We start from the raw sequence: 17198 nt of genomic DNA on the forward strand, positions 1-17198 counted from the left end.
CTTATAATTTATGTGGAATGAAAGGATAATTTTCTTGTTCGTACACTACGTCATACAACTGTTGTGCTTCTGGGAATGGAGATTCTTCAGCGAATTTTTCACATTCAGCAACTAAATCAGCTACTCTTTGATCGATTGCTTCGATTTCAACATCTGTAGCATAACCGTTTTCTTTGATAATATCTAAAACTTGAGTAATTGGGTCGATTTTTTTATATTCTTCCACTTCCTCTTTCGTTCTATATAATTGTGCATCAGACATTGAGTGCCCTCTGTAACGGTAAGTTTTCATTTCTAAGAAAGTTGGTCCGTCTCCACGGCGAGCTCTTTCCATTGCTTCGTGCATTGCTTCAGCCACCTTAACTGGATTCATTCCATCAACTGGCCCACAAGGCATTTCATAACCTAAACCAAGTTTCCAAATATCAGTATGATTAGCCGTTCTTTCAACAGAAGTTCCCATAGCATATCCATTATTTTCACAGATAAAAACTACTGGTAATTTCCAATTCATAGCCATGTTAAAGGCTTCATGTAAAGAACCTTGACGTGCAGCACCATCACCAAAATAAGTCAACGTAACACCACCTGTTTCAAAATATTTATCTGCAAAAGCCATACCAGCACCTACTGGAATTTGTGCTCCAACGATACCATGTCCTCCATAGAAACCATGTTCTTTAGAGAAAATATGCATCGATCCACCCATACCTTTAGAAGTACCTGTAGCTTTTCCGTACAATTCTGCCATAACTCTTCTTGGATCTACACCCATTCCAATTGGCTGAACGTGATTACGATAAGCGGTAATCATTTTATCTTTAGACAAGTCCATTGCATGTAAAGCTCCAGCTAAAACTGCTTCTTGACCATTGTATAAATGCAAAAATCCTCTAACTTTTTGTTGGATATAAACAGCAGCAAGTTTATCTTCAAACTTTCTCCAAAATAGCATATCCTCATACCATTTTAGGTAAACTTCTCTTGTAATTGGTTTCATTTTTAGTTTGTTTTTTAATACAATTGAACTGCAAACAATATAACATAATCATTCGCAATTTTACGAACAGCAAAAATACTACATAGAACCTGATTGAAAAAATTAAATTCTACGATTTTTGTATTTTTTATAACAAAATCGATAAAAAAAGTTACGAAATCGTTATAGATGATTCTTGTCGAAAACTAATGGTAAGATATTTTTTAGCGAATCTGATTTATAAATATCCCCTTTTGCTCCCATAAAGAAAATTGCAATTGGTGCATCTTGTTTGAATTCGTACTCAGCGATTGCTTGTCTACAGCTTCCACAGGGCGGAATTGGTTCTTCCAAATCTCTGTCTTGAGGTGAAGCTGTGATGAACATTTTTACAATTTTAGCGTTTGGAAAAGTTGAACCCGCATAAAAAATAGCCACACGTTCCGCACACAAACCTGAAGGATAAGCTGCATTTTCTTGATTAGAGCCTTGAATTACGATTCCATTATCAAGAAGAATTGCAGCGCCCACTGTAAATTTAGAATATGGCGCATAAGCTTTACTTCTAGCTTCAAATGCTTGAAACATTAAACTTGTCTCTTCTTGTGACAACTCTTCTTTTGTAAGTACCGAAATGGTCGTGCTTATTGAAATTTGTTTCATATGTAAGGAAAAAAAATCCAAATTCTAAATTGAGAATTTGGATATCTTGATTAAATTATTTTTATAAATTTATAGTTCATCATATTTATCACCAAAATTGAAAGTAAGTGAAAAACGTAGTGTATTTTCTAATGGATTTTTTACAGTAGAAGTTGAGAATAAATAAGAAACATCAATTTTTACTATATTATATTTAAATCCAGAACCTAAAGTAAAATATTTTCTGGCACCTTTTAACTTATTCTCATTAAAATACCCCATTCGCAATGCAAATGAATCTTGATACCAATATTCAGCACCTAAAGCATAAGTAAATTCTTTTAATTCTTCAGAAAATCCATCTGGAGCATCACCGAAAGACTTAAAAATACCTTTTACCCAAGGAATAGCTCTGTAGTTTCTATCAGCCAATGCATAATCGGAATTATCAACATCACCATCACCATCTTCATCACCAACCTTAGGTGGTGTAGGAACCATAAGTTTTGTAACTTCTGCGCTAACTCCAACTTTATTATATTCATCAAAAATAAAATCAAAACCTCCACCTAATCTCATATTAGCTGGCATAAAATTATCATTTAAATCATCATTATCATAACTAATTTTCGGTCCCATATTTTGAAAATTGAAACCCGCTCTCCATCTACCATTAAAATCATCATATGCGATTTCCTCTGATTGATAATATCCTGCAATATCTACTGCAAAAGTTGTTGCTGAACTTGCATCTGTATTTTCATCAGCTATTTTAAGTGCTGAACGAACATATTTACCACCAACTGCCATTGAAAAACGATCACTTAACTTTAATGAGTAAGATCCATCTAATACCAATTCATTTGGATTAACCACTCTCGGAATCTCTCCAGGATCTCCGGTTCTTCTTAACTCAATATCCCCTAAACCAAAAAAACGAAAAGAACCAGAAAACGCACTTCTTTCATTTATTCTGTTGTAATAAGTTAATTGACCTAAAGAAATATCATTAGCTATACTTGTTAAATAAGGAGTATAACTAAGTGAAAAACCTTGTTTATCAAGTGAGAAAGCGTATTTCGCAGGGTTATATTGTTGTGAAAAAGCATCTGCTGAAGTTGCAACCCCCATATCTGCCATACCTGCAGATCTAGCGTCAGCAGCAATTAACAAGAATGGCACCCCTGTAGTTATAACACGGTCTTGAGCTTTTGTATATTGAACAGCTAATGAAAGTATTAATAATAGCGCAATTTTTTTCATTGTCTTAAAGAAATTAATTTCACAAATATAGTATTTTATTATAGTATTACAAGTTTCTCATATTTTTCAACAGACTTACCTGTTGATGTAGATCTTACTTTTAGTTTATAAACATAAACTCCTTTTCCAATTTTATCTCCAAAATCATCTCTACCATCCCAAACAATATCTCTACATAAAAAACCATCTGTGGTTACTTGCTGATTAATTGTTTTGACGAGTTTACCAGAAACAGTTAAAATCTGAACTTGAACATCTAAGGGCTCAAAGGGCATATTATGATTAAACCAAAATTCAGTGTAACTAACGAATGGATTTGGATAATTTAGTACATGCTCAATTTTCAAACCATCATCAGAGCATACTGCATTAAACTGAATTTCAGCTGTAACCAAATTATTATACACATCCCATGCTTTTACTAAAATAGTATGCAATCCGGGCGATAAATCACGGAATGGAAATCTTAAAAATCCTTTAGTATAATCATCGTTTTCCGTTTCATAATAATCGTTCAAAACAAAAGGATTAGATTCATCACCATCTAAAATTGCCACAATATCATGCCCTATTCCACTTGCCGTATTAATACCATTTTCATCCTCAAGATAAGCAAGCAAAATTGGCGAACAATTTGTTATTCCTCCTGAAACAAATCCTTCATCATTCATATGAAGTCTGACTCTTGGTGGATTCGTATCAGTTGCAGCATTTACGTTAACACCTCCAATTTGGATTGTTTGATCATACCCCGTTTGATCTTCCAAGTTAGTAGAGTTGCGTTTGGCATAAAAACTGATTTTACCATTTCCAACTGGAATTCTAATATCTTGTGGAACTACAAAACTAAAATCAAAAAGTCCATTTGTTACGGTAGCATTACCTCTAAAGATTGTTTCTCCTAAAGTGGTAAAATTCATTTTTATTAATTGTCCTGCAGAGAAAAAATTCCCCATAATATTTATTCCTCCTGGGCTTGGCGCTACAACACCATTATTTGCTAAAGTGCTTCTATCCATCTCTTTATCAAAAATTTGAACTGCTAAATCACCATTATAATTTGATAATAATAAATCATTTTCATCTCTTACTTCACCTGATATTTTGATTAAACTTAATGCCTGAAGCGCAGGCAAAGTTTGTCCTACAGGCACATCATTAACACTTGTAAGTACTATTTTTGATTTAGGTATTGCCAATTTTAATGCCGGATCTCCAATAAAAAAAACAACTCTTCTATTATCTGAACTTGTATTTAACTTTGTTAAACGTAAAGCCTCAGCTATAGTAGGATAATCATTTGAACCAAAAGCGTATAAATCTTCACTAAATAAATTATTCATTACAAATCCAGTTGTAACTCCAATTTGACGTGTAGTTGCAATTAATCCAATAGCTCCACCACTTTTATTCCAATACATATATTCTCCACCAGTAAATCGATTTGGATCATCAAAACGTGTAAACTCACAAGTTATTGTAATAAACAAGGGATATCTGTATCGATTTGATAAATTTTGCGCATCTAATTTTTCAAACAAACGCTCCCTTGCTAATGCTTCTTCATTACCATGTCCGAAATAATTAAAAACCAAAGCTCCTTTTTCTAAAGTACTTAAAAATTCATTTTTTGCTTGTGGATAACGTTCACCACCTGCTGCTACTTGTTGCGAATAGGAATCAGAGTGTATTTTTTTAACATTAACAAAAGGTTTTTGATCAGTAAGAACATCGGCTAAATTATCCAAACCAAATTGCAATGTAGCATCGGTTTCATTATCAGCATCATCAGAATAGATAACATAATTATTTCTCCATCTTCCATACGATTTTTCATCATTATATTCGATTACTTTATCCACCATTTCTTTTGCTTGACTTATGCTAGAAACTAACATTCTCCCAACCGCAATGTCTATACCATCAAGACCGTCTAACATTTGTCCTTCACCAGAATCCATTAATCCATAGAAATCATCAGACATAAAACTAGAATACAAAGACATATTAGACACATTATTTACTTCAGAAGCTAAAGTGTTAAAGCCATGAAATACAGGAACAATGTTAGTGTTATTAAAAATTCTATCTTTATAATCATACGAAGCATCACCAAAAAGATTAACATATTTAACTCTTTTATCAGAACTTGAGGCATTCCAATAGACATATTTAATAAAATTACGTATCGCAGCAATATCTTGTTTGCCTGAAGAAAACTCTTGATAAATCTTCTCCAATTCAACAACTCGAACACTTAATCCTGAATTATTTCTATGAAAATCAGCTAATCGCTCCGCTTGAGCTACTAAAAATCGTGGTGTAATTATCAAATAATCTATGTCTTGAAAAACACCCTGATTATTATTAAAAATAGTTCCCTTTAAGTTTTGATTTTGAACAAGACTGCTACTTTCTTTCAATGGCGAATAGGTGTCAGACAAATCAACAGCAATATATTTTCTTTGCGTTCCAAGATTAACTCTAAAAATAAAGTTTGAACCTAATGTATTTCTATAAGTAACCGCATTAAAAACATCTGTCACATCCCATACTTGAGAAATTGTTGATGCATTACTTATTGTATATTCACCTACACCAATATTGCTTAATTCATCATTGTTAAAAAAAACAAATTGCTTTCCATAACCCGTAAGATTTCGTTTTGATTTTATACGAATAAAATCTAAATAACCATTTGAATTAGGAACCCCGCCGTTATCATAAGTTAACCTGACGTTTACATCATTAGATGTAACTACTAAATTACCAGATATTGCAGACTCATATGCTTCAATTCCATTAAAAGCAATTAATTCAGGAAAATTTAAACTCCCAACATCTTGATTGTTAATTTTAAAATTAAACGAGGAACTACCAAATGATTTTGATGCGGTGTTGATGTAGAAATTTAAAGGAAAACTTGTGTCTAAATTAGGAATGGTAAAGTCAAATTCTTGATCATTTGTAATGTTGAATTGCTCACCAAACCACCTTCTTCCCACCTTACCAATATTTACCAAATCTTTTTCATAATATAAAACATCGTCAAATTTTGAAAAAGAAAGTGAAGGAACTCCTGTAGGTTCAACTGCATTTTGTATTCTTTTTCCTTGACCTCCAGTACTTGTTACATAATAATAAGACTTATCTGAAAACAAATTAACCGAAGTTAAACTTTCAGAATTCCAAGTATCTACCCCTTCAGCATAAAATAAAATATAATCATTATTATCAAAGACACCATCTTCTTCACCCACAAATTGTATTGCATTTTCAACTAAATCATCAGGAAAAGAAACAGAATTATCCAAAGGCAACATTCGTCCTCCATTTCCAAATATTTTAATGTTTTTAGGATTTACATTAACGTTAAAACCTAAACTTTGCAAAAAAGACTTTGAAATTTTATAAATCCCAGATTTTTGAATGTAAAACCGATACCAACTCCCTGAAGTTAAAACAGAATTAGAAATAGTTTGAACCGAATTATTTACTCTATTTGAAGTTGAATTTCTATAACTATACGAAAATGATAGAATTTTTTTAAACTCTTCTCCTTGTTTTATTATAGGACTAATAGTGATTAACCCTTTGTTTTGATTCCTAGCTCTTACAACTTGAAGCGAAGCATTAAGTTTATTTGGTATTTCAGATTTTTTTAAATCATAAAGTTCAGAATCTGAAATTGTTTGCATTACAACATTAGTAATTTTCAAACTATTAACATCTATTTCATTTTCAAGATTTAATGTTTTTTTGTATTGAATTTTCATCAAAGAAAAATTAAAATCAAAAAAATGATAATCAAATTGAGGAACATTTACAGTGCTTTCACCTATTTTATATTGAACATTTGAATTCCAATCAATAACAACATTTTCCGTATGCTGACTGAAAGCAAACGAATTTAAAAAAATCACTATAAATAATATTGTTTTTTTCATATAGCTGTAAAACGTCATAAAGGTGTATATATTACAAAGAGAAAAAAAATATTTATTTTATTCTAATTTTTAATAATAAATCTTAAGCTATTGCGTTAGTATTAAAACAATTTTAAGGTTAGTTTATTTTTTTTTTACAAAATTTCAAAAACATGTTGCATTTTAATTCATTATTATTATCTTGCGACACTAAATTTATTACCTACTAAAGTATGAAAATTAAGAGAATTATGGCTTTAAAAGTGCTTGCAGTTTTAGCACTTACATTAGGTTTTACAGGTTGTAGCAAAAAAGGTAGCACTAAAGGCGGATCTTCTGCTACAGGTTGGAAAATCAATGACAAGAAAGGTGGATTCCAATTTAACGACAAGTTCAAGCAACAAGAAACTCCTCCAGGTATGATTTCCATCGAAGGTGGAACTTTTACAATGGGAAAAGTACAAGATGATGTAATGCATGATTGGAATAATTCGCCAAACCAGCAACATGTACAATCTTTCTTTATGGACGAAACTGAGGTTACGAACAAAATGTATTCTGAATATTTATTTTGGGTAAAAACAGTTTTTCCACCAACTGAAGAAAACTATAAACACATTTACAACGGCGCGATTCCAGATACTTTGGTATGGAGAAATCGTTTAGGCTACAACGAAACAATGACTAACAACTACTTAAGACACCCTGCATATGCAGACTATCCTGTTGTTGGAGTAAATTGGATTCAAGCTGTAGAATTTAGCAAATGGAGAACTGATCGTGTAAATGAAAACATTTTAGAGCGTGAAGGTTATCTAAAAAAAGACAATAAAATTAAACTTGGTTCCGATGTAACCGCGGAAAATTCATTCAGTACTGAAACCTATATAAACACTCCTTCAAAAGCTTTCGGTGGTAATGAAGAAGTTGTTTTGAAAAAAGAAATGGGTAAAGGAAGAAGACAAGCATCTGATACTGCAAAGAACGTTTATGCTCAAAGAAGTTCTGGGTTAATTTTACCTGAATATAGACTACCAACTGAAGCAGAATGGGAATATGCAGCTACAGCTTTAGTCGGAAATAGAGAATACAATATTTACAAAGGGCAAAAGAAATATCCATGGAGCGGTCAATATACACGTTCTTCAAAAAGACAATACAGAGGAGATCAATTAGCCAACTTTAAACAAGGTAAAGGGGATTACGGTGGAATTGCAGGATGGTCTGATGACGGTGCTGATATCACAAATAAAGTAAAAAGTTATGCACCTAATGATTTTGGATTATATGACATGGCTGGAAACGTTGCGGAATGGGTTCAAGACGTTTACAGACCTTTAGTAGATGATGAAGCAAATGATTTCAATTACTTCAGAGGTAACGTTTACACAAAAAATAAAATAGGTGAAGATGGTGCAGTTGAATTAGTAACATCTGACAACATCAAATACGACACTTTGAGTAATGGTAAAATCATGGCTAGAAATTTCCCTGGTCAAATTGCTCAAGTTCCTGTTGATGAAAACGAAACTTATTTAAGAACTCAATTTTCAACTTCAGATAACAGAAATTACAGAGATGGTGATAGACAATCAACTAGATTTTATAAATTTGGTAATTCTGAAGAAGGTTCTGACACTGACAGCAAAAGAATGTATGAATCTCCTAAACATTCTATTACAGCTGACAGTTTAGGCAAAATGAATAAAAAATATGATAAGTCTGACAAAAGAACAACTTTAGTAGATGATAATGTTAGAGTATACAAAGGTGGTTCATGGAGAGATAGAGCTTATTGGTTGGATCCAGCATCAAGAAGATTCTTCCCTCAAGATATGGCTACAGATTACATCGGATTTAGATGTGCGATGTCTAAAGTAGGACCTAAATCTAAAAAGAAAACTCCAAGAGGAAATCCAAAAAAATAATTTTCATACAAAATACTTTGAAAGCCCTTTCTATTGAAAGGGCTTTTTTTTATCTTCGTTCCAACAAATAATAGAACATGACAACCATAAATACACTTCATTCTTTATTTCTAAAATATCCAGTAGTTTCTACGGATACTAGAAAAATAGCACCTAATAGCATTTTCTTTGCTTTAAGAGGAGAAAATTTCGATGCCAACACTTTTACAAAAGAAGCATTAGAAAAAGGAGCAAAATATGTTGTAATTGACAATAAAGACTATTTCATTGACGAACGCACTTTACTAGTAGAAAACTCATTGGTTGCATTACAAGAACTTGCAAAATTTCATAGATTATATTTAGGGTTGCCAATTATAGCCTTAACCGGAAGCAATGGAAAAACCACGACAAAAGAGCTTATTCATTTTGTTCTATCAAAAAAATACAACACTCTTGCCACCACTGGAAATTTAAACAATCATATAGGAGTTCCATTAACTCTATTAAGATTCACAAAAGATACAGAAATTGGAATAGTGGAAATGGGGGCAAATCATCAAAAAGAAATTGAATTTTTATGTAAAATTGCTCAACCTGACTATGGCTATATAACAAATTTTGGAAAAGCACATCTAGAAGGTTTTGGAGGTGTCGAAGGTGTAATTAAAGGCAAGAGTGAAATGTATGATTATCTAAAAAACAATAACAAATTAATATTTGTTAATTTAGATGACACGATTCAAAATCAAAAAACGGAAAATTTAAAAAGATTTAGCTTTACGGTGAATGCTTCACAAGCAGATGTGAAAATCACAGGTGTGGAAGCAAATCCAATGGTAAAAATTGCATACAATAATTTAACCATTAACTCTCAATTAATTGGAATTTACAATGCAAACAACATCAACGCTGCTATTACTATAGGAAATTATTTCAAAGTTTCTGATGAATTAATTAAAGAAGCAATTGAAAACTACATTCCAGAAAACAACCGTTCTCAATTAATACTAAAAAATGGAAATGAAATAATTTTAGATGCTTACAATGCTAATCCAAGTAGTATGGCTGCTGCAATTACAAATTTTATTCAATTAGAAAAAAAGAACAAAATTGCTATTCTTGGCGACATGTTTGAATTAGGTAATGAAAGCCTTTTAGAGCACAAAAAAATTATTGCATTATTAGAAAACGAAACATCGATATCTACTTACTTTATTGGAAAAGATTTCTTCAAAAATCAAATTCACAATACACATATGAGTTTCTTCGAAGATTTTGAATCTTTTTCAGTTTTTTTAAAGACAAATCTTCCAAACAACAATTTACTTCTAATAAAAGGATCGAGAGGAATGGCATTAGAAAAAACTTTGGATTTGATATAAAAAAAAGCACTTCAAATGAAGTGCTTTTTTGTGGGCGATGAGGGGTTCGAACCCCCGACCCCCTCGGTGTAAACGAGGTGCTCTGAACCAGCTGAGCTAATCGCCCCAATAAATTGCTTTACTATTACCGTATTGCGAGTGCAAATATACAAGGATTATTTGTATCTGCAAGTGTTTTTGAAAAAAAATTACACAATTTCTGCCACCACAAAAGTACTTCCACCTATGTAAATAAAATCAGAATCTTTCGCTGAATTAACCGCTTCACCATAAGCTTCTGATACCGAATTAAATACTTCCCCGAACAAACTAAAATCAATTGCTTTTTGTTTTAAAATTTCAGCCTCTAATCCGCGAGGAACATTGGGTTTACAGAAATAATAATTCGCATTTTTTGGAAATAAAGGTAAAATCGAATCTAAATCCTTGTCATTTACCACCCCTAAAACAATATGAAGCGTTTCAAATTGATGCTTTTGAATTTGATTCAACACTATTTTTAATCCGTGACTATTGTGAGCCGTGTCGAAAACTGTAAGCGGTTTTTGTTTTAAAATTTGCCATCTACCAAGTAATCCTGTATTTTGAATTACATTTTTCAATCCTAACTTAATATGATTTTCCTCTATTTTAAATTGTGATTGTAATAATTTGATGGCTTGAAGAACTGTTTTCTTATTATGAACCTGATAATCTCCTAACAAAGCACATTCGTAAGTAACTTCCAAATTATCCTGAGCAAAATATATCGGTGCACTTTCTAATTTCGCTTTAGCAATAAAAACTGGTTTTGTTTCTTCCGAATATTCGCCAACTACAACAGGTACATTTGATTTGATAATTCCTGCTTTTTCTGTAGCAATTTTTGGTAACGTATCTCCCAAAAACTGAGTATGATCAAAACCTATGTTTGTAATTACAGAAACTAATGGCGTAATAACATTGGTAGAATCTAATCTACCTCCCATTCCTACTTCAATCACTGCTACATCAACTTGTTCTTTGGCAAAATATTCAAAGGCTAAACCAACCGTCATTTCAAAAAAGCTTAATTGATTGTCTTTGAAAAACGATTTATTTTGAGCTACAAAATCAACCACAAAATCTTCGGAAATCATTTCGCCATTAATGCGAATACGTTCTCGAAAATCTTTTAAATGAGGCGAAGTGTACAAACCTACTTTACATCCAGCTTCTTGAAGAATCGAAGCAATCATGGATGATGTTGAACCTTTTCCATTGGTTCCAGCTACGTGAATTGATTTGAATTTTGTTTCAGGATGTTGCAAATGTTCTACCAACAATAAAGTATTGGTCAAATCTTTTTTATAGGCTGAAGCACCTTGCATTTGAAACATTGGTAACTGGTTAAACAACCATGCTGTAGTTTCTTGATACGTCATTTTGAATGGGATAATAAGAAATTATTCTCCTACTTGGAAATTCACAACCACAAAACCAATTTGAGTTTCGGGTGCATTAGCATCGGGTTGCCATTTGAAAGTTTTGGCCGTTTCTAATGCTGGATTTACTAAACAAGGATTGGTATTTGTAGTTCCTTGAGAACGTTCTGCTTTTATAACATTTCCTTGACGATTAACCCAAATTTTAACTACAACCTTTCCAGATTCATTACAATCTTGTACTCTTTTACTATTACCTGATAATTTTCTTCCAGCTAATCCCCAACCTGTTCCTTTTCCAGTTCCAATTCCATCACCAGAACCATTACCGTAAAAACTATTAGCATACAAGCTACCATTAGGATTTCCTTTATCGCCACCTTCATCATCATCTCCATGACCTGATTGTGTTGTACCGTCTTGTTTTGGACCTTTAATAATGCTATTCAAAGCACTGTTGCTAGGTTTTACAGGTTTGGTCTCTGTTGGTTTTACAACAGGCTTGTTTTCTGAAGGTTGTACAACTGGTTTTTTTACTTCTTTTTTAGGTAAAGTAACTGGAGCTTCATCATCTTGGGTCAAAACATCATCCTCCTCAGCTGGAACTGGTTCCGACTTTGCTTGGTCAGGCGACATTTGCACGGGTTCTGTTGGTTGTATTTCACCACTACCCGTATCGCTAGTTCCAAAGTTAACAGCAATTCCGTTTTCTGGTGGCGGATCCATGTAGGTTAATCCGAAAATAGTAAACAACAGAAATAGTATCACAAAAATAACCGAAGTTATTGTGAATGATTTTTTCTCCTCTGGTGTTTCTAAAAATTTCATGACTTAACTATTTAGGATTAACCGCAATAACCATTTTTATTTGATTACGATATGCAATTTCCATAACCTTAACCACTTTTTCATGTGGAACCGATTTTTCAGCACGCAAAACGATTGCCTTATTTTCAGAATTAGCAAATAAAGCCAATAATTGTTTTTCTAAATCGGCTTCGTTCACTTTGTCTTTATCTATAAAAAAGTTCAAATCCTTATCAATACTAACCGATGTACTTTTATTACTATCTGTTTTACCTTTAGCTTTCGGCAAAACGATATCTAATGCATTTGTAGTTACCATAGTAGAAGTTAGCATGAAAAAGATAAGCAACAAGAACACAATGTCGGTCATTGACGACATATTGAATTCTGTTGAAACTTTATTTCTTGTTTTACCTAACTTCATTATACTGGCTCGTTTAATAAATCTAAGAAATCAACTGCATTGGCTTCCATTTGGTTTACTACTTTATTGGTTTTTACAACTAAATGGTTATACCCAACATAAGCAATAATACCAACAACTAATCCAACAACTGTAGTGGTCATAGCCGTGTAAATACCTTCCGCTAAAACACCTACTTCAATTTGACCACCACCACTTGCCATTTCATGGAAAGCAAGAATCATACCAACAACGGTACCAAGGAAACCAACCATTGGTCCAGCTCCTGAAATGGTAGCCAACATACTGGTATTTTTCTCTAATTTATATAACTCTAAGTTACCTGCATTTTCAATTGCTGTATTGATGTCTTCTAAAGGTTTTCCAATACGAGATATTCCTTTTTCAATTAATCGTGCCACAGGCGAATTGGTTTGCGCGCATAACATTTTTGCAGCATCTAGCTTACCTGACATAATATTCATTTTGATATTATTCATAAAACTAGCATCGATTTTTGACGCTTTATTAATTGCCATCAAACGTTCGAAATACAAAAACAACGCAAAGAAAAGTTGAAGGAATAAAACAATCATAATAATTTGACCACCAATACCTCCACTAGTAAGCAAACTCCAGATTGATAATGTTTTTTCTGTTACTTGTTCGTCTGCTAGTACTTGACTAGCAACCGCTAAACTATCCGTTTGAAGAAATAAACTCATATTATTATATATCTAATTTGTAATTAAAACGCAGTTTAAAATTAATTATTGTTATCTAATATAATGTTCAATAAACAAGAAAGTTAATGCTCCTGCTATAAAACCTGCAAAAGCCAACCAAGTTATTTTTTTAAGATACCAAATGAAATCGATTTTTTCCATACCCATAGCAGCAACACCCGCTGCAGAGCCGATAATTAACATACTTCCTCCAGTTCCTGCAGAATAAGCAATAAAATGCCAAATTGGATGATCCATTTCAAACGTGTACATTCCCATAGAAGCAGCTACTAATGGAACATTATCAATTACAGCGGATAAGGCACCTAGTAAAATAATTACTACATCCATGCTAGGGATTGCATTAGAAATACTTTCTGCCGCGTATCTTAAAGTTCCTACTTCTTGTCCATTTATAGAACCAAATACTAAACTTTCAAGAGCTGCAACAGCCATTAGGATTCCTAAGAAAAATAGTATACTAGAAATCTCTATTCTAGACAACGCTTTATTAGCTGAATATAAATGCTTTCTACTTTTGTCAAAATTATCTTCTGGATGAATATATTCAGAAACCATCCAAACTACAGCTAAACTTAACATCATTCCTACATAAGGAGGTAAATGTGTTAATGTTTTAAAGATAGGAACGAAAACTATTGCTCCTAAACCTAACCAAAGCATTGTTTTGCTACTTAACAAACGTTCTCTTTCTTCATGAGATTTTTCGTCAATTTCAATTTGTCCCTTAAAAATTTTCATTCTAGAAGCCAACGCGTAAGGAACTATGAAGCATAAAGTGGCAGGAATTACAATATATTCAGACAATCCTCCAGCAGAAACTTTTTTAGCAATCCAAAGCATTGTTGTGGTTACATCCCCTATTGGTGACCAAGCCCCACCAGCATTTGTTGCTATAACTATTAAAGATGCATACCATATACGTTCTTCTCTATCTTGAATTAATTTTCTTAATAATGATATTAAAACAATAGTAGCCGTAAGATTATCGATAACTGCCGACAATAAAAAACCTACAACACCTGTTATCCATAAAAGCTTTATCTTACTTCTTGTTTTAATCATTTCTTTTAAAACATCAAAACCTCTATGTAAATCAATAAGCTCTACAATTGTCATTGCTCCAATTAGAAAAATTAAAATTTCAGCAACCTTTCCTATATGATGTAAAAGTAATCCTTCGAAACCATGCTCTTGTTGATGTAAATCTCCAGAATTTACATTAAAAACGTTTCCATAACCATCAATTACTGAAAACCAACCTTTATGAAACCCAATTGATAATAAAGCCCACATTAAAGCCGCCATTAATAGCGCTGGAACTGTTTTGTCTAATTTTAAAGGATGTTCAAGAGTTATAGATAAATAACCTATAACAAACAGAAGTATTAATATTGCTTCCATAATATAAAATTTTATACGAGTTGTTTAAGAGCAATTTCAAAAGCAGTAGCACTAATATTCTTTTTATCAGAATTGATAGCATGAGCATTTTGAATTGCATTTTTGATTCTATTTGAAGTATCTGAGAAAATAGCTTCATCTGTCATTTGTACTTTTTTCTCCATGAAATAAGCAAAAACTCTAGCCATTCCACAGTTAGCAATGAAGTCAGGAATTAAGCTTACTTTTTTATCTGTTTCTTCCATAATTGGACCAAAGAAGATTTCTTTATCAGCAAACGGAACATTGGCACCACTTGAAATCACTTCTAATCCAGAAGCTACCATTTTATCAACTTGTTCTTTTGTAACCAATCTGGATGCTGCACAAGGCGCAAAAACCTGAGCTCCAATTGACCAAATTTTATCATTGATCTCAGCAAAAGGTATCATATTATCGGCCACCAATTTGTTTCCATCTTTTTTAAGGAATAAATCTCTAATTTCTTCGAATGAAAATCCATTCTCATTAATAACACCACCATCTCTATCAATGATTCCAACCACTTTTGCTCCCATTTGAGCTAAATAAAAAGCAGCTGCCGAACCTACGTTTCCAAAACCTTGAACTATAGCCTTTTTACCAACAATTGTTCCTCCATAAATGTCATAATAATGACGCGCCGCTTCGGCAACACCATAACCCGTTATCATATCGGCTATTGTATATTTTCTATTAACATCTGGAGAGAAATTTGGGTTTTCAATAACTTTAATAACTCCTTGACGTAATTGTCCAATTCTGTTGATTTTATCAGCTTCTGTTGGTTTAAAGTGACCATTAAAAACACCTTCTTGCGGATGCCAAACACCGCAATCTTCAGTCATAGGAATAACCTCATGAATCTCATCCACATTTAAATCACCACCAGTTCCGTAATAATTCTTCAATAATGGAGAAACGGCTTTATACCATCTTTCTAAAACTCCTTTTTTTCTTGGATCGTTTGGGTCAAAATTAATTCCTGATTTAGCACCACCAATTGCTGGTCCTGAAACTGAAAACTTAACCTCCATAGTCTTTGCCAATGAAAGCACTTCATTCATATCTAATCCCTTACGCATACGAGTTCCTCCTCCTGCAGCACCACCTCGTAACGAGTTGATTACCGTCCATCCTTCTGCCTCAGTTTCAGAGTCTTTCCAATTAAATACTATTTCTGGCTGTTTGTCTTCAAATTTCTTTAATAAATCTTTCATTGTGTTGATTAAATTTTTGTTATACAAATATACGGAATATGGCTTGAGAGCTAAAGTTTAAAAAGTTTTTTTTTTGAATAATTATTACTTTTTTAAATAAATTTTACCCGAAGAATGGTCATATGAAGCACCTGTTACAGAAGCTAAAACATTAATGTCATTTCTTAATCGTAAAACACCTAAAAATCCAAAAATCAGTGCTTCTTTAAATTGTATAGTTTTATCATCTGGAATTACCAACTCTGTTGTAGGTAAATAATTACGTAATCTCTCAATTAAAAATCGATTATAAGCGCCTCCTCCTGTTATAAATAATTTTGCATTTGGTTTTGAGCAAATATTTGCAATTTGAATAGCAATATGTTCTACAAAAGTGCAAAGTTTATCTTTTACATCAATTGAATACGAGTTCATTAAAGGAAAAATTTTCGCGTTTACAAATTCCATTCCCAATGATTTTGGATAAGGCAAAGCATAGAATTCCAAATCATTCAATTGTTGCAATAAATCTTGATTTATGTTTCCAGATTTTGCAAAATTCCCAGCATCGTCATACGGAAAGCCTAATTCATTTGCATAGGAATTTAAAACGGTATTCACAGGCGAAATATCAAACGCAATTCTGTTACCATTTTCATTAAAGGAAACATTCGAAAATCCACCTAAGTTCAAACAATAATCATATTCCGAAAAAAGTAGTTCATCACCAATTGGAACCAAAGGTGCACCTTGACCTCCTAATTGTACATCTTGAACTCTAAAATCACAAACAATTGTTTGATTCAACAAATCTTGAATCAAAGGAAGATTACCAATTTGAAGTGTAAATCCGTTCTGAGGTTGGTGCAAAATTGTATGACCATGACTACAAACAGCATCGATTTGGGTCAGCTGATGCTTGGAAATAAATTCAGAAATTATCGAAGCTAAAAGTTTTGTATAAGTGACATTCAATTCTTCTAATTCTGACTTTCTAAAATGAATCGCATTTTTCAATTTATTAATCCATTCTTCCGAATACGAAATGGTTTCGGATTGATAAATTTCAAACGTCCAACGACCTGAATTATTGAATTTTATGTACGCCAAATCGAC

The 17198-nt window shown here is 32.6% G+C and carries 13 protein-coding genes and 1 tRNA gene; 2 read left to right on the plus strand and 12 right to left on the minus strand.

The window, feature by feature from the left end:
• Window position 1 precedes the first annotated feature (1 nt).
• The 4 genes from pdhA to porU form a co-directional block, all read right to left on the minus strand.
• Window positions 2-1000, minus strand: coding sequence for a pyruvate dehydrogenase (acetyl-transferring) E1 component subunit alpha (gene pdhA / locus Q0075_RS03715; RefSeq protein WP_291107216.1), 999 nt, complete (start codon window positions 998-1000; stop codon window positions 2-4).
• Window positions 1001-1162: 162 nt separating this feature from the next.
• Window positions 1163-1642 (minus strand): cytidine deaminase, encoded by a 480-nt coding sequence (locus Q0075_RS03720; protein WP_297868342.1) that lies wholly within the window; start codon window positions 1640-1642, stop codon window positions 1163-1165.
• Between the two features lie 69 nt (window positions 1643-1711).
• Complete coding sequence (gene porV / locus Q0075_RS03725) at window positions 1712-2884, minus strand: type IX secretion system outer membrane channel protein PorV (RefSeq protein WP_297868343.1); 1173 nt, start codon at window positions 2882-2884, stop codon at window positions 1712-1714.
• A 38-nt stretch (window positions 2885-2922) separates the two neighbouring features.
• Window positions 2923-6831, minus strand: coding sequence for a type IX secretion system sortase PorU (gene porU / locus Q0075_RS03730; RefSeq protein ID WP_297868344.1), 3909 nt, complete (start codon window positions 6829-6831; stop codon window positions 2923-2925).
• Between the two features lie 212 nt (window positions 6832-7043).
• Here porU and gldJ point away from each other — a divergent pair, with 212 nt between their 5' ends.
• Entirely contained in the window at window positions 7044-8738 is a 1695-nt protein-coding gene (gene gldJ, locus Q0075_RS03735; protein ID WP_297868345.1) for a gliding motility lipoprotein GldJ, read from the plus strand.
• 77 nt (window positions 8739-8815) lie between these two features.
• Entirely contained in the window at window positions 8816-10102 is a 1287-nt protein-coding gene (gene murF, locus Q0075_RS03740) for a UDP-N-acetylmuramoyl-tripeptide--D-alanyl-D-alanine ligase (RefSeq protein WP_297868346.1), read from the plus strand.
• Window positions 10103-10133: 31 nt separating this feature from the next.
• Here murF and Q0075_RS03745 read toward each other — a convergent pair.
• The 8 genes from Q0075_RS03745 to Q0075_RS03780 form a co-directional block, all read right to left on the minus strand.
• Window positions 10134-10208, minus strand: a tRNA-Val gene (locus tag Q0075_RS03745).
• Window positions 10209-10290: 82 nt separating this feature from the next.
• Complete coding sequence (locus Q0075_RS03750) at window positions 10291-11505, minus strand: folylpolyglutamate synthase/dihydrofolate synthase family protein (protein ID WP_297868347.1); 1215 nt, start codon at window positions 11503-11505, stop codon at window positions 10291-10293.
• Between the two features lie 21 nt (window positions 11506-11526).
• Window positions 11527-12333 (minus strand): energy transducer TonB, encoded by an 807-nt coding sequence (locus tag Q0075_RS03755; RefSeq protein WP_297868348.1) that lies wholly within the window; start codon window positions 12331-12333, stop codon window positions 11527-11529.
• Window positions 12334-12340: 7 nt separating this feature from the next.
• A complete protein-coding gene (locus tag Q0075_RS03760; protein WP_026726420.1) occupies window positions 12341-12736 on the minus strand; it encodes a biopolymer transporter ExbD in 396 nt (131 codons plus the stop codon).
• Window positions 12736-13440, minus strand: a complete 705-nt coding sequence (locus tag Q0075_RS03765; RefSeq protein ID WP_297868349.1) for a MotA/TolQ/ExbB proton channel family protein — start codon at window positions 13438-13440, stop codon at window positions 12736-12738. The genes Q0075_RS03760 and Q0075_RS03765 overlap by 1 nt, the downstream gene beginning before the upstream one ends.
• 51 nt (window positions 13441-13491) lie before the next feature.
• The gene (nhaD, locus tag Q0075_RS03770) at window positions 13492-14865 is read right to left on the minus strand and encodes a sodium:proton antiporter NhaD (protein ID WP_297868350.1); all 1374 of its coding nucleotides are present in this window, start codon (window positions 14863-14865) and stop codon (window positions 13492-13494) included.
• An 11-nt stretch (window positions 14866-14876) separates the two neighbouring features.
• Complete coding sequence (locus tag Q0075_RS03775) at window positions 14877-16103, minus strand: Glu/Leu/Phe/Val dehydrogenase dimerization domain-containing protein (RefSeq protein ID WP_291107896.1); 1227 nt, start codon at window positions 16101-16103, stop codon at window positions 14877-14879.
• Between the two features lie 84 nt (window positions 16104-16187).
• Window positions 16188-17198 (minus strand): anhydro-N-acetylmuramic acid kinase (locus Q0075_RS03780; protein ID WP_297868351.1); only part of this gene is annotated, 1011 nt, incomplete at its 5' end.

This window comes from uncultured Flavobacterium sp. (assembly GCF_937967675.1).
Lineage (GTDB): Bacteria > Bacteroidota > Bacteroidia > Flavobacteriales > Flavobacteriaceae > Flavobacterium.